This is a genomic window from Pelagibacterium lentulum (genome assembly GCF_003992625.1).
GTDB lineage: Bacteria > Pseudomonadota > Alphaproteobacteria > Rhizobiales > Devosiaceae > Pelagibacterium > Pelagibacterium lentulum.
On record NZ_RZMW01000048.1, the window covers coordinates 66100 to 80343 of the forward strand.

The 14244-nt window shown below is 59.3% G+C and carries 9 protein-coding genes; 4 read left to right on the plus strand and 5 right to left on the minus strand.

What is annotated here, in order from left to right; translation table 11 throughout:
- The first annotated feature begins 52 nt into the window (after window positions 1–52).
- The gene (locus EO133_RS18825) at window positions 53–3652 is read left to right on the plus strand and encodes a S8 family serine peptidase (protein ID WP_244640738.1); all 3600 of its coding nucleotides are present in this window, start codon (window positions 53–55) and stop codon (window positions 3650–3652) included.
- Window positions 3653–3656: 4 nt separating this feature from the next.
- Window positions 3657–5108 carry an MBL fold metallo-hydrolase gene (locus EO133_RS18830; protein ID WP_127074191.1) on the plus strand — a complete coding sequence of 484 codons (1452 nt, stop codon included), beginning with the start codon at window positions 3657–3659 and terminating at the stop codon, window positions 5106–5108.
- Window positions 5109–5333: 225 nt separating this feature from the next.
- Here EO133_RS18830 and EO133_RS18835 read toward each other — a convergent pair whose 3' ends face one another.
- Window positions 5334–6569: an MFS transporter gene (locus EO133_RS18835; RefSeq protein WP_127074192.1), complete on the minus strand. Its 1236-nt coding sequence runs from the start codon at window positions 6567–6569 to the stop codon at window positions 5334–5336.
- A 6-nt stretch (window positions 6570–6575) separates the two neighbouring features.
- Window positions 6576–7304, minus strand: a complete 729-nt coding sequence (locus EO133_RS18840) for an MBL fold metallo-hydrolase (RefSeq protein WP_127074193.1) — start codon at window positions 7302–7304, stop codon at window positions 6576–6578.
- An 81-nt stretch (window positions 7305–7385) separates the two neighbouring features.
- On the opposite strand from EO133_RS18840, the gene EO133_RS18845 reads away from it, so the two are divergent.
- Window positions 7386–8054: an ArsR/SmtB family transcription factor gene (locus EO133_RS18845; protein ID WP_127074194.1), complete on the plus strand. Its 669-nt coding sequence runs from the start codon at window positions 7386–7388 to the stop codon at window positions 8052–8054.
- A gap of 497 nt (window positions 8055–8551) precedes the next feature.
- Here the strand turns inward: EO133_RS18845 and EO133_RS18850 are convergent, their stop codons facing one another.
- Both EO133_RS18850 and EO133_RS18855 read right to left on the minus strand, forming a co-directional pair.
- Window positions 8552–11719 carry a DEAD/DEAH box helicase gene (locus EO133_RS18850; RefSeq protein WP_127074195.1) on the minus strand — a complete coding sequence of 1056 codons (3168 nt, stop codon included), beginning with the start codon at window positions 11717–11719 and terminating at the stop codon, window positions 8552–8554.
- Entirely contained in the window at window positions 11716–12501 is a 786-nt protein-coding gene (locus EO133_RS18855; protein WP_127074196.1) for a hypothetical protein, read from the minus strand. The genes EO133_RS18850 and EO133_RS18855 overlap by 4 nt, the downstream gene beginning before the upstream one ends.
- A 72-nt stretch (window positions 12502–12573) precedes the next feature.
- Here EO133_RS18855 and EO133_RS18860 point away from each other — a divergent pair, with 72 nt between their 5' ends.
- Window positions 12574–12864, plus strand: a complete 291-nt coding sequence (locus EO133_RS18860; RefSeq protein WP_127074197.1) for a DCL family protein — start codon at window positions 12574–12576, stop codon at window positions 12862–12864.
- Window positions 12865–13110: 246 nt separating this feature from the next.
- Here the strand turns inward: EO133_RS18860 and EO133_RS18865 are convergent, their stop codons facing one another.
- Complete coding sequence (locus EO133_RS18865) at window positions 13111–14184, minus strand: site-specific integrase (protein ID WP_127074198.1); 1074 nt, start codon at window positions 14182–14184, stop codon at window positions 13111–13113.
- Between the last annotated feature and the right edge of the window lie 60 nt (window positions 14185–14244).

Genomic DNA, 14244 nt, shown 5'->3' on the forward strand with positions numbered 1-14244 from the left:
TGCCGTTCAGCATTATCCTAAGGTCGCGGACAGTGTAGGGGGGCGCTGGAAATTGGCTAAAACCGAGGTTCTTTTAAAGGTACGCGGGCAGGGCAGGGGCTTTTCGACCGGGTTGCGGGCCAAGCCCTCCAAGTTCGCCGATGTAACACGGATTATGGACGTCCCCGCACGGGAGGATGGTCTTGCCGTTGGTCGGTCAAGGATCTCGAGCTGGTTTCGTGTGGAGCCGGCGCAAGAGGATGCAACTCCTTGGGATCTCGCGCACGCCGCGCTAACCGAAGCATTGGAAACCGGTAGTACGGTAGAGGCTGTTGAGCCTAATCTAGAGCAAGAATGGCCATTCGACCGGGTATCTGAGCAAGGACTTGCAGCTGATGGTCAAAGCGAACCTTGCGCCTTTGACCCACCCGATACGGCGGGTGGCAAAATTGCCCATCCCGACGGCGGGGCGTGGCATCTCGGCCCCGAGTTCACGCAATTGGCAGCAGCGCGCGATCGGGTTGGAGCCAAGGCCAAGAAGATCCTCATCGCCCACCTCGATACCGGTTTCGATCCCGATCATGCGACCGTGCCGCCCAATATCCGAGTCGACCTCCAGCACAATTTCATCGATCGAAACCATTCCAAAGACGCGCGTGATCGCACACCGACGGGCAATTCCCCATTTCGCAACCCAGGACATGGGCCAGGTACGCTAAGCATTCTTGCGGGAGCGAAACTGCCCGCGGGAGCCCCGGGGTGGAATGGCTTTGATGATTACATTGGGGCTGCCCCGTTGGCGCAGATCATGCCCGTCCGGGTTGCAAACTGGGTTGTCCAGTTTACGACGGAGTCTTTGGCACAAGGCATCAATCACGCCCGATTAAGCGAGGCGCATGTGTTGTCGATGAGTCTTGGAGGGCTGTCTTCCGAAATTCTCGTTGATGCCGTAAACGTCGCCTATGACGCAGGCGTTTTTATGGTCGCTGCAGCAGGAAATTCATACGCCAATCGCCCCTTTCCCTCGTCCATCGTTTTCCCGGCACGCCTAAAGCGCGTGCTCGCTGCCTGTGGGGTTATGGCCAACGGCGCGTCCTATTCGGGTCTTGCGGCCGGAACCATGCAGGGCAATTACGGACCGGCAGAAAAAATGCCGACAGCGATGGGGGCGTATTCTCCCAATATCCTTTGGGCGCAAATTGGATGCCCGACGACAGTCGATCTTAACGGCGCTGGTACGTCCTCTGTGACGCCGCAACTTGCTGCCGCTGCGGCGCTCTGGATGGCTGAACATTTCGAGAAGCTGCGCGCATACCCCGAACCATGGATGCGGGTCGAGGCTGCCCGTACCGCGCTGTTCGGTTCGGCAGCAAGACGCACGGCCCTAATGAGCGAGCTAGAAACCATCGAGAAAGCTGGCAATGGCGTTTTGCGCGCCTTGGATGCACTCGACATTCGCCCACCTGAAGCGAGCCAACTGCAAAAGCTGCCGGCCGCACGACCCACTTGGTCGTGGTTGAACATGCTGTTTGGTGGCGGTGTAACGCTTGCGCCTGAACTTTCACGGAGCCCGGCCGGTCGCAAGATGCTCGCTCTCGAACTGACCCAAATTGCGCAGCGGATTAGGGAAGTAGATGAGGCGATCGATGATCCAGATCGCCCAGACGATCAGATCCCTAACAGCGCCAAAAATCGTTATCTCGAAGCCGCGCTCGACTATGGCAACCCGTCGAAACCTCTTAAGACGCTTCTTGAAACGTTGGTTGGCCGGCCCGGCGCATCTGGCGCTGAGCTAGCAGAACGGCCAGTGGTGCAGCGTGAAATACGCGCCATGCCGGTACCTAAGCGCCGGCTGCGCGTCTATGCACTTGACCCCAGCGTGGCCCAAAGCAACGACTTTTTTGAAGTTCGTGAAGCGACGCTTTCGGTACCCTGGGATGATTTGCCTGAGGCCGAGGAAAAGCTGCTTCCCGGCCCGATCGGTGAATATCTGGAGGTTATCGATGTCGACCCGGCGTCGAACAAGGTATACGAGCCCGTCGATCTCAATGACCCGCTGCTGCTAGCCCAGGACGGGTGGGCACCGTCAGAAGGCAATCCGCAGTTTCATCAGCAGATGGTATATGCGGTCGGGATGACCACCATAAAGCATTTCGAGGAAGCACTCGGACGGAAGGCGCTTTGGGCACCGCGCAGGAACAAGGACGGTAAGGCTGAAGAAGTCAGGCGTCTGCGCATTTATCCTCACGCATTGCGGACCTCCAATGCCTACTACAGTCCTGACAAGAAGGCGCTGTTGTTTGGTTATTTTCCGGCTGAATCCTCCGATTCAGATTGGACGGCACCAGGCTCAATGGTCTTCTCGTGCCTATCGAGCGATATCATCGTCCATGAAATGTCGCATGCATTGCTCGATGGATTGCACCGGCGCTTTCTAGAGGCTTCCAATCCTGACGTTCTCGCTTTCCACGAGGCTTTTGCCGACATCGTAGCGCTCTTTCAGCATTTCACATTGACCGAATTAGTTCGCTTCGAGATCGGTCGGGCGCGGGGTGATCTTTCTGCCGCAACTCTGCTTGGTGGTATTGCGCGGCAGTTTGGTGAGGGAAGCGGTCGCAGGGGCGCCCTGCGCCGATACACCGATCCCACGATGGCGAAGCGTTATGACGAAGCGAGCGGCTCTCACGATCGTGGCTCGATACTGGTGTTTGCTGTCTATGACGCTTTCCTTAAGATTTTTGAGCGGCGTATTCAGGACCTGCTGCGACTGGCAACTGGCGGCTCGGGAGTACTTTCCCCCGGGGCACTGCATCCAGATCTCGTCAATCGACTGACCATCGAGGCGTCAAACACCGCCCGGCATATGCTGCATATGTGCATCCGCGCTTTGGACTATTGCCCGGCCGTTGACATCACTTTCGGCGAGTATCTGCGCGCCTTGATCACCGCGGATATCGATGTGATGCCGGAAGACCGGCTAGGCTATCGGGTGGCTCTAATGGAAGCCTTCCGGCATCGGGGTATCTTGCCTCGTGACGTGAGAACGGTCTCCGAAGAGTCCCTCACTTGGAATACTTTTCTGGATCCTAAGCCGGGGTGGCTGGGGCGCGTGCTTGAGAACGTTGACCTAGCGTGGAACTGGGATCCATCTCGATCCGAACAATTCGAGCTTGATGAAGCCAATCGCTGGGCACTTTGGAGACGACTTAACCAGGAATTCGCAAAGGATCCTGAGCTTTGTGCGCAGTTCGGGCTAACCCCGGGACTGCCACGCTATGACGAAAATGGGCGTGAACAAGCCTCACGAAATCGGTCGGGCACAACATTTGACGTTTTCAGTGTTCGACCGACCCGCCGCAATCTGCCCGACGGTTCTGTGCGCACTGAGCTGGTCGCAGTCATCCATCAGCGCAGACCCGTCCTCCTGGACCCCAAAGATCCCACTGGGGAATGGTTCTGGTTCCGGGGCGGAGCGACGTTGTTGATTGATCCCTGCAAAGGCAATGAAGTGGTTCGCTATAGCCTAATCAAGAACACAAACAGCAGGACGCGTGAAGAGCGTCAGCGGAGGACCGCTTTGGGCCAGCTGCAGTCGCCGCTTCGTTCTCTTTACCTGCGAGGCGAGCCTGCAGCGGAGCCGTTTGCGCTGGTGCACGGTATGGGGCGGGGATAGGACCATGAGTCGAACTACCCAATCAAGTGACCACACCACAGACGGGAAGATGACGATCCGGCACTATTGCCAAGGGATTGGAGATTGCCACCTCTTGCGTCTCGCAGGTGAAGACGGTCCCTTCTGGATACTCATCGACTTTGGCGTCCACTCATCGGTGAAGGGCGGCACGGAGGTTCTGCGCGCAATCGCCAAGGACATTCTCGCCCAAACAAAAAAGATCGATCTTTTGGTCGTCACACACGAGCATTGGGATCACGTGTCCGGATTTCTCTATGCCGCCGAAGCACTCGAGGGCCTAGACGTCGACGAAGTTTGGATGCCTTGGACGGAAGACCCGCAAAACCCACTCGCACGCCGGCTTGACAGCTATAAGGGGCAGGCTTTTGCCGCGTTGCGATCGGTGATGGGCAAACTGGAACGATCCGGTTCGCCGGCACTGCGCACCAAAGGCGAACAACTGGAATCCCTATTGGGCTTTGAGTTGGGTGCCAAAGGCGATCGCGTTCGCACGGCCCGCAACAAGGCGCGTGATCTGGCAAAGTCCGTCACCTATCTTGCACCGTCTGATGCTCCTCTTCACCTCGAGAGCGTTCCAGGTCTCCGTATTTTTGTGCTGGGTCCTCCGCTCGATGCCGCTCTATTCAACATAGAGACGAGGACCTCCGAAATGTACGGGCCGGGAATGGGCGGAGGTTGGGCGCTCGCTGGGACGCTTGCAGCCGCACCAGGGCTGGGAATCCATAGGAGTAGCGGCGGCGACTGGGGCGCACCCTTCGATTCTCAGCAAGGCGCTGATCTGAACACCGTTCTTTCTCAGGCCGCCCAGCCGGCAGAGGAGGGGGAACCCGAGGTAATTGACTTTGTAAGGAACCACTACGCAAGCGAGGGCGATGTTGAACTCGACGATGGATGGCGCCGGATTGACGCAGACTGGCTCGGTGTAGCCGAGGATTTGGCTTTGCAGCTCGATCGGGGAGTGAATAACACCAGCCTCGTTCTGGCGTTTGAATTCACGGATAGCGGGCGGGTCGTGCTCTTCCCAGGCGATGCACAGGTTGGCAACTGGTTGAGTTGGCACAACCTGTCATGGACGATAGCCGAAACGACCACGACAGCTGGAGACCTTTTGAGCCGCACAGTTTATTTCAAGGTTGCTCACCACGGGAGCGAAAACGCGACGCTTGAGGAAAAGGGGCTCGAATTGATGACGCATCCCGATCTGTCGGCTTTCATACCAACCAACAAGGAGCAGGCCTTAAAGGTAGGATGGAAACATATGCCGTATGGTCCGATACTTGGGGCACTTGAGCGGAGAGCCTCGGGGCGCGTAATCAGAGCAGACGATAATTGGCTCACAACAGGCAAGGAGCCGGCCTTCGCTGCTCCATCAGGTTCAATCCGCAAACTAAATCATGACCCCGGTGGCCTATGGATTGAACTGGAAATCGGTTGATCAGGTTGATGGGGCTGGGCAATCTGCGCTGCGCGGATCCACCTGCATACGGCCCTATCGCATGTCTAGTTGGGGGCCGCAATCTGCCTGTCCGGTTCCAGCCATAGAGCCAGGTAAGCCGCCATTCCGCAGTCGACCTCATTTTGGCCGTTCGTTATTGTCGGAAGCAAGCTCAAAAGCTGCCTGTCCCAGGGCACGCGAACAACGCGCCACTTCGACCTTGCTTCAAGTCGGTCGCGTTTCTTCACCCCAAATGAGCAGGACCGTGCCTGATATCAGCATTGCAGCGGCAACAAACCAGAAGGTCGTCTCGATCTGACCGGAAAGATTTGCGGCCAGCGCGAAGCCGAGTGCGCCAATGGCATATCCGAGGTCGCGCCAGAAGCGGTAGATCCCAATCGCCGAACCGCGCCAGGTCGGGGCCGCGATATCGGCCACGGCGGCAGAAAGGTTGGGATACAGAAGCGCCATGCCCAGACCCGAAACCGCCGCCGACAGGGACCACCAGATGAAGCCTTCTCCAAGGACCATCATGGCCACCCCGACGCCGCATATCCACATGCCCGATACATTGGGCCAGTGACGACCAACCTTGTCCGAGAGTGGGCCGGTGAGCAGTTGCGAGCCGCCCCAGACAACGCCGTAAATGCCGACGACCCAGCCGATTTCCGGCAGGCTCAAGCCGCGCGAGAACAGAAAGACGGGGTAGATGACCCAGACAAGCGCGTCGACGAATTTTTCGACCAGCCCTGCCTGTGATATCGCGGCCAGCCTGCGGTCGCGCCAGGACATCAACGTGAAGACTTCCCACGTGGAAAGTGGCGCGGTAGCAGCTGCCGACCTGGCCTCGGAATGCGCCCATGGGAGCGTGTCACGGACGAAAAATACGGACAGGATTAACCCGAGCCCGACAACGACCAAGCCAAAGGCAAGCAGCCCCTCACGCGGTCCCACTAGGGTGGCGGCGTAGGCGGTGATGATCCCGGCGAGGGCAACGCCAACATAGCCGGAGAACTCATTGAGCCCAATGACGACGCCCCGCTGGTTTGGTCGGGTAAGGTCCAGTTTGGACGTTTGCGCCATGGACCAACAAAGACCCTGGTTGACGCCCAGCAAAACCGTGGCGGCGACAATCCAGTTCCAGTCTGGTGCGAAGGCGATCATCACAGGGATGGGGAGAGCAACGAGCCAACCGAGCACCAAAACCTTCTTGCGCCCGATCCGCTCCGAGAGGCGCCCCGCAACGAAGTTCAGCACGCCCTTGACCACCCCGAAGGCGACGACAAAGGCCGACAGGAGCAGAAAGGAGCCACGTTCCAACCCGAATTCGCTTTCAGCCAAGGCGGGAACGACTGTGCGGGTCATGCCGATGGCAAAGCCGACGAGCAGAACCTGCCCGAGTTGATGGGCAAACTGGGCGCGGTTCGCGACAATACCGAATTGGTGCGTGGCCGCCGTCATCGTGGATCAATCGCGTCCGGCATTGCGGGCGCGGGTCTGCGCCGCGCCGGGCGGGGGCGGCGGAATGTCGGCAACCATTGCGGCAACGAAATCGGCCTCGCCCTCAATGGCGAAGGCAGTGTTGAAACGGCGCTCGAACCCTATGGTTGATGTTGGTTTGCCCGACAATTTGCGGCCGCAGACCGAACCCGAAAAAGCACCGGGCAACACTTCTATATGATCCGGTAGGGTTTTGAGCCGCTGGGCGCTGGCGAACAGATTGCGCGCGCCGTCCTCGGCGCTGCTGGCCAGTTCGGTGCGGCCAAGGTCGCCGACCATCAGCGTGTGGCCGGTGACGACGAACCAGGGTTCGCTCGCGCGGGTGCGGTCTGTGACGAGCAGCGAAATGTGTTCGGGCGTATGGCCCGGCGTGTGCATGATCTTCAGTGTTACATTGCCGAGCTCGAGCACATCTCCTTCTGCAACTTTGTGAAAGTCGAACGTAACATCGGCGCTTTCGTGCAGCACGTACCTGCCGCCAGACACCTCGGCCAATTGGCGTCCTGCCGAAATATGATCGGCGTGGACGTGAGTGTCGATGACATAGAGGATTTTCGTGCCTGTTTGCTCAGCCGCCTCAAGATAGGGCTCGATCGGGCCGATGGGATCGATGACGGCACCCGCGGCCTTTCCGCCGCAGCCGAGAAGATAGGATGCGCCGACTGGATCGGTGTGCAGGAATTGGCGGACGATCATGGCTTGTTCTCTCCTTGACAGGAACTTCGAATTCAGACATTCAATAGTTATGTTGAATGTAATAATGTGAATTGAATGACCATGTCAACCACCTCCCCCAAACGCGCTGTCTTTGAGGAGTTTGCCAAGACCGCCAAGTGCCTTGGCCATGCGGGCAGGATCGAAATCATCGAGTTACTGGCACAAGGAGAGCGGAGCGTCGAGGCCGTGGCAGAGCGCACTGGGATGACGGTTGCAACCACCTCACAGCATCTGCAAACGCTCAAGCGCGCCGGGCTGGTGAGCGCGCGGCGGGATGGAAAGTTCATCCTCTATTCGGTGTCAGGAGACGAGGTGATAGCTCTGATCTCGGCGCTAAGAGTGGTGACCGAGCAGCATGCGGCAGAGATGGACCGCATCGTCCGGGGCTATTTCGACAAGCGAGACGGGATGGAGCCAGTCTCACGCGAGGACTTACTCGAACGTGCTCGGGCGGGCCTTGTGACGGTGCTGGATGTTCGACCAGCCGATGAATACGCGGCAGGACATATTCCGGGGGCAACCAACATTCCGTTGTCGGAACTGGAACAGCGCCTTGGCGACCTGACAAAGGATCGCGAGATCATTGCCTATTGCCGTGGACCCTACTGTGTTTACGCCTTCGAGGCTGTGGCCGCGCTGCGTCAAGCCGGGTTCTCTGCGCGTCGGTTGAAAGGCGGCTTGCCGCAATGGCGTACGGCCGGGCTAGAAATCTCACGTGACTTGACATGATAGTGCGAACGGCTGATTTGCGGCCAATGAAGGCATAAGCCGACAGTCCCCTTCCCACCCCAGCTTGGTCATCCATGCGGGGATTCCACCATCAGCACAACAGAGACATCGGGGCTGAAAGCTGACGTCTCTGACTTTTAAGATATATCGGGCTGCATCGTAGACGCGGCGGTTTGCTATCTCACCCGGTGGAATGCGATGATCGGCGGCTATATCGCGCTATAGAGGGCAATCGGCGGTGTTTGGCGGGCCGAAGCCGAAGAAACTGAGAACTACACCTACGCTATAGCCCTCTCATGATAGTCCCGTCTGGATGAGCGCATGGCTCTTCTGACACCGGAACAAAATCCGATGCAAGATGGCGATTGAAGAGGGATTCTCAGCCTTAATAAGCCATGCTACCGGAGCCCTAGCATCTCGTCAGACCCTTGAGAACCGACATGCGCGCCGACGGGCGTAATGTTCCGGAGCCTGCAGCCAAACTTGAGTCGGCGGGCTTAGGAGTAGCCTTCGAGAATTTTCCATGCCTTCTGATAAGTGGGTCCCGCGGGGCCCACCGCGCGCCGCCAGTCCGCATCTGTCAGGCCATTGAGGGTATTGCGCATGGATCTGAGTCCACCATCGACGCGCTGGTTTGCCAGATAGTCTGAAAGCGGCTGGGCGGCGTTTCTCGGAACGCCCAAAAGGCGCAGGTCGATCGCGATATCCGAGTTCACGCCGTAGAAGATGCGCGATGGAAGGTTCCGGAAGCGCTTCTGCTCAGCCTCGCTCATCCCATCGAGCGCGTCGCCGACCGTTATGCTCTGGATCGCGGAGAGACCCCAGGATGCCGTTGAAGTAAGACGGCCATATACCAGCCGGCAAGCTTTGGAGATCGCCGCAGTCGGATCATCGTCATCGCCCGAGAAATAGGCTTCCGCCAGATCAGGGAGCGAAGCGCCTTTCACCCAGTCTTTGACGATACGGGCCAGAATATCGCCATTGCCGCGCCCGCCGCCCGTAACCTCAGCCAGTTCCTGACGCAGTTCCGGGATTCTGAACAGGACTCCGAAGGTGCGCTGTAGAGTCGTGTCGTTGTCAGTGAACAGGCGCTCCGAGTCCCACGAATCCGCACGGATCCCCGCATCTCGCACGCCGTGCAACGCCAAGCTGACGCTCTCCCAAGAAAACCCGGTGCTATCGACGAGGGCCAACGGCTTGCCTCGGATTACGGCAGCGTAATCGTTGACGGCAGCGACCAGGCGATTGGCGACGGCCTGGTCCTCGCGCCGGAGTGTCTGAAAACCGAAGCTTCCGCGGAGAACCTGTTCGATCTGGTTGGCGAACTCAGCGTGATCGCCGATCTGACGGTAGGTATGGGCGAGATACTGAAGAAATGCGGACCATTCCTTCATGTGGAAGAGAGCGTGCAGCTCCAACTGGGGAGATCGCTCAAGCGCACGCCGCACCATGGCCACCAGCGTAGAGTTGAGGTGTGACACGTTCCGTCGAACGTACTCGCTCAGGACTTCGGCCTTCTCATCGTTGGTGGCGGCCAGCGCCACGATACCGGTCCCAGCCTGATCCGCGCGGCCCACGCGGCCTGCCAGATTCCAGAAGTCCTCTGGCGGCATATCCGCGCCATAGGGATACTGGTGCGACGCCATCACGACGCCCGTGACGGGAAAGTTCAGGCCCTGAGCGATCGTTGTCGTTGCTACCAATGTGTCGAGCTCGCCCTTCTCCATCAGCCATTCCATCAGGACGCGTGTGTCGTCCGACAGTCCGCTGTGATGCAGGCCGATGCGCTTCTTGAGCAGTTCGATGAGTTCGAACTCAGCGCCGAACTCCTGCGCGACGAAGTCAGCGACGAACTGAATGTCAGCGTCGTCCCTGGCGCCAAGCCGCCGATCTCGCTCGGCAGCCTTATCCGTCAGGGCCGGGTCTTCGGCCAACACGCGCGCGATCGGCCATGTGTGCGGGACCTTGCCCGCGACCACGATGATCGGCCCCCTGCGGTTCAGGCAGGTCGCGGTGACCGCCGCGACGTTAGACTGGGAGGCGTGGACGCGGGACCAGCTAAGTCCGAGTTCCCGTCCCTCGCACAGCGAGAGCGCGTCATCGACCTCGATCGTCGAACGAGAGGTGCTGACTGTCTTGAGAGACAGCTTGAACGCGCCGCGGCCCTCAGCCTTCTCCGGCTGGGCGATGACGATGGCGCGGTCGTTGGGTTGCCAGTCGAAATGCACCGACATGTCGGCGTAACTGTCCGGCGAAAGCCAACGCGCAACCTCGTCGCCGTTCTCGATGAAGGGCGTCATCAGAAGGAACTGCGAGTTGCGGCATTCGCGGTTGATCGTCGCCAGCAATAGTTCAAGCTTCAGGCCTCGATCGCCGCTGGAAAGATTATGCGCCTCGTCTACGACCACCAGCGTGAGGGGGCGGCCGATCTTAGCCTCCCAACCGCCCCGCAACAGAAGATCGATCTTTTCCGGCGTACCGACCAGGATGCGGAACGCCGCCGCCGGGTCGGCTTCCACGAGCAGTTCGGCTTCCACGCCGTCGATGTCGAGCGCGGGGCTGACCCGTTCAACCACGATCCCCAGCGGGGCGAAGTCGCGGCGAAGGCGCGCGCAAATCTGATTCACGAGTGCGCGCGTGGGGGCCACATAGGCTATCCATCCGCGATCCGCGTCGAACTGGTTCAAGGCCTGCAGAATGCGGAACTGCGCAATGAACGTCTTGCCGCTGGACGTCGGCAAACTGAGCACGACCGCGCGGGCGCCAGTCGTCAGCAGCCCTTGGTCGCGAAGCGTGATCCGCTGAGGCGGCAGCATCTCGAACACTGGCCGATCCTGGCCCCTGTTTGCGAGCCCCTCGACAAAGCGGCTGATGCGGCTGCCCGTCCCTCGCGTGACTGTCCAGATGCTATTGGAGACCATACGCTCGGCGGTCGCGGAGAGCAGACGAACGGTGGCATGGAGCTGGGCGAGCTCGGCCCGTTCGCACGCTATCAGACTGCGGTCGAACTGAGCCTGGAGCTGCTCGCGGACATTGAAGCCGCCGGCCACTGAGCCTTGCGCGGAGTAGGTGGCAAGAATCTCGGCCGCCTTGGAGAGGTGGTAGGACACGATCAGGCGCCAAGCATCCACCCTCGGGCTTTCGGACGCTTCCAGATAGGCCGTCTCCGCGATCCGCTGCGCCTCGCGCAGCGCGACGACTTCCGCTAGGAGCGCGTCCAGATCGGCCCAGCCGTCCTTCCGCATCAACAGCAGCCACAGACGGCTGACAGCCACACGAACACGTGCGCCCCAATCCGCCTCCGCGTCGAGTGCTTCGGGGAGCGGCAAAGCACGCAGGAACCGCGCAACATCGGGGGTCCGGTCGCCGAGAATTCCGTAACAGGCTGTATGAAGGAGGTGCAGCGCTTCGTCGTCGGCTGGCGGCGTGTCCGTCACTCTCAACGTCTCGAAGGCGAGTTCGGAGGCCTTTCGCAACTGATCGGCTGCGTCTGGCGTGTCCAGCAAAGTGTGGACGGCCAGCGCATAGGCGTTGGTCGTAAATTGATATTCAGGGGAGGACGGGGGGCGCTCGAAACCCAGATCAGAAAGCAGATGCGCTCCGACAGCCTGCTCAGCTAGTCGCCGTCGGTCGTCGCCCAGCGCCTCGTAGAGCCAGGCGGTCATGCTGCGGTGGACGCGATGTTGACCCAGTCCGCGATCGGGCGCGGTGTATACCAGGCGTCAAGGCGAATTCGGGGCTGGATCGGTCCAGCGCCAAACGTCTGTCCACGGGTCCGAAGATCATCTTGATGGGCATCGGTGTCGCGCAGGAGCACGCCGATGATCGCGAAATCCTTCCCCTCGGAAGTCAGATAGCGCTGGGCGGCCGTGCGGAAGCGACCGCGCAAGTCGTCGGTCGTGCAGCGCGCGCTGATCCACTTGATGAGGGTGAAGTGATGGCTCGGGGTCGTGGCGAGCGTATCGATCTGATGGGCCAGTCCGCTGCGACCGTTCATGACGCCGGGAGGTGTTCCAGCGTGAGACGATGTTTTGACCTCGCCGAACAGGAAGGTGGTGTCATCGTCCTCGCCGATGAAGCCGACGATGTCGGCGCCAGGCAGGGAGGCCTTCGGCGTCTTCCGATCGCGGTTCTCGTTCCATGGCCAGACCGCGCCCACTTCGTCACTCAAGAGACATTCGGCCATAGCCTCACCAATCTCCCAGTCTTGTGGCGAGACCACGGCATTGAGCAACGATTCTAGCGTCTGTGTCGCCATGTCGGTTGTCGCGAGCGCCTGAAGATCCTGGGCCAGGTCGGCCTCGAACTCCGCGTCGTTGACCCGATTCCATACTGGTCCACGCAAATAGACGTCGAACTCGTCCGCGTTGTCGATGTTCACCCCGCGCCAGCATTGGGCAACGCCCGCAGCTGGATAGGCCTGAGTGATACTCAAAGCGAGTGGCATGATTCCCCCTGTCACACGCCAAGTATAATTATATAACGGTAAGAGCTACAATAAAACGTTGAGGGAGTGAAAATGGCCAGAGGCATGCCGGTTACGATCGGAGGCATTCATTTTCCACGCAAGGGAGATGCCCTCGAGCATCTGCGCATGATGCTCTGGCGTTACTCCCCGGGCGACCGGGTGGCGGAAGACGATGCAGCATTTCTCAAGGCCGCACTCCCACGTCACCCAGAGGCGGACGAAAAGATCGGAGCGGGAGTTGATCACTTCCTAGTGCGTAGTGATGAGTACGGGAAGCAATGCTTCTGGGTGGTGCGGACGGATAGTACGACCAACCGGTTCTCGTACAAGAGTCTGGTCTGACAGGGTCCCCGGACCGTCGCCAGCCATTGCATCAGCGGCGGAGGGAGCTTTGCCATGTCGCCAGCAGCGCCCTCCAGCGCAACAAAACGGCGGTGTTCGGCGGGCCGCGTGGGATTCGAACATATACGCCCATAAAATCTGCTCCCGAGGCGCTCGGTCGCTTCGTGAGCAAAGTCGACTATATAGTTCTCGATTTGGCGCTTCTGCGCCAGGCAAAGACCCACAGTTCTGGTAAAAAATCCACAGCTAGAACCGACCCGCAATTAAGGTGCTTCGGGCGGCAACTGCATGCAAGCTCTCAGGTCGAATGTGCGTATATCTGCGCAGCATCTTCCAGTCCTTGTGCCCAGTGACGAGCGAAACCTGCTCGATTGCAAAACCAGCCTCGAACAATCGGCTGGTGGCCTCATGACGCAAGTCATGAAAATGCAAATCCTCAATGTCCAAGGCGCGACAAGCTCGACGAAATGCTGTGCCGACGGACTTGCTATTGTACGGAAAGATCTTGCCGCGACAGTTGCCGACCAGCTGTCCTTGCTCCTCAATGAGCGCGCACGCATCGTAGCCTGACACGTTGAGAAGGGGAATTCGCTGATTATTTCCCTCCTTTTTCCGCGGGTCCTTTCGATCTCGAATGAAGAGCATTTTCGTTCTGGGGTTGTAGTCGTCCCAGGTAACGCGACAAATTTCATCCTGCCTCATTGCTGTTGCCACAGCGAACCGCACTATCCTGCCCACCGGAATTGTTAGAAGGGGATTGGCTTCGAGGTGAGCGATGATAGCATCCAGTTCTGCGTCCGTCGGGCGGCGATCGCGTTCGTTGCTTTTGCCCACGAGGCCTAACCTGCCCAGCGCTATCCGCGCGAGATCGATGCCCTCCGTTGAGACCACCACGCCGTGCACGGCGGCCGCGTGCGATAGTATTGTTTTGATGTATCCGACGTCGATCGACACGGTCACGGGCCCCGCGCCCTCCTTGGCCCGCTGCTTTCCGAATTCGATAATGCGTTCGCGATCGAGCTCAACTGGCCGAAGACTCCCGAGCCGCCTTGAAAGCATTGCCAGACTTGCTGCCTTGGAACGCCCCAACTTCTTTCCTACCTGCGAGAGATCTTTGCAGTGCAGATCAATAAGGCTTGCGAAGGATTTTGTGGTTTCGGGATCGCATAGTATAGGATCGCCACGATCAATCTTGTGTTCGAGTTTGCGCGCCCAGGCCTCTGCATCGCCGCGACGCAGAAAAGTATCACTTGCATACTTTCCTTTGCGTCTGATTTGGGCTCGCCATGAGCCGGACTTGAGTTTCGTAAGCGTAGCCATTTTTCGTGTGCGCTGTGTGTGCAATGAAGAATCGAAACGTGGCGAAAAAGGTCGTATCGG

Excerpts from the sequence above, each read along its gene's own strand:
- EO133_RS18835 (WP_127074192.1), bottom strand. The coding sequence starts at position 6,569 with ATGACGGCGGCCACGCACCAATTCGGTATTGTCGCGAACCGCGCCCAG.
- EO133_RS18855 (WP_127074196.1), bottom strand. The coding sequence starts at position 12,501 with ATGCCACTCGCTTTGAGTATCACTCAGGCCTATCCAGCTGCGGGCGTT.
- EO133_RS18865 (WP_127074198.1), bottom strand. The coding sequence starts at position 14,184 with ATGGCTACGCTTACGAAACTCAAGTCCGGCTCATGGCGAGCCCAAATC.
- EO133_RS18860 (WP_127074197.1), top strand. The coding sequence starts at position 12,574 with ATGGCCAGAGGCATGCCGGTTACGATCGGAGGCATTCATTTTCCACGC.
- EO133_RS18830 (WP_127074191.1), top strand. The coding sequence starts at position 3,657 with ATGAGTCGAACTACCCAATCAAGTGACCACACCACAGACGGGAAGATG.
- EO133_RS18850 (WP_127074195.1), bottom strand. The coding sequence starts at position 11,719 with ATGACCGCCTGGCTCTACGAGGCGCTGGGCGACGACCGACGGCGACTA.
- EO133_RS18840 (WP_127074193.1), bottom strand. The coding sequence starts at position 7,304 with ATGATCGTCCGCCAATTCCTGCACACCGATCCAGTCGGCGCATCCTAT.
- EO133_RS18845 (WP_127074194.1), top strand. The coding sequence starts at position 7,386 with ATGTCAACCACCTCCCCCAAACGCGCTGTCTTTGAGGAGTTTGCCAAG.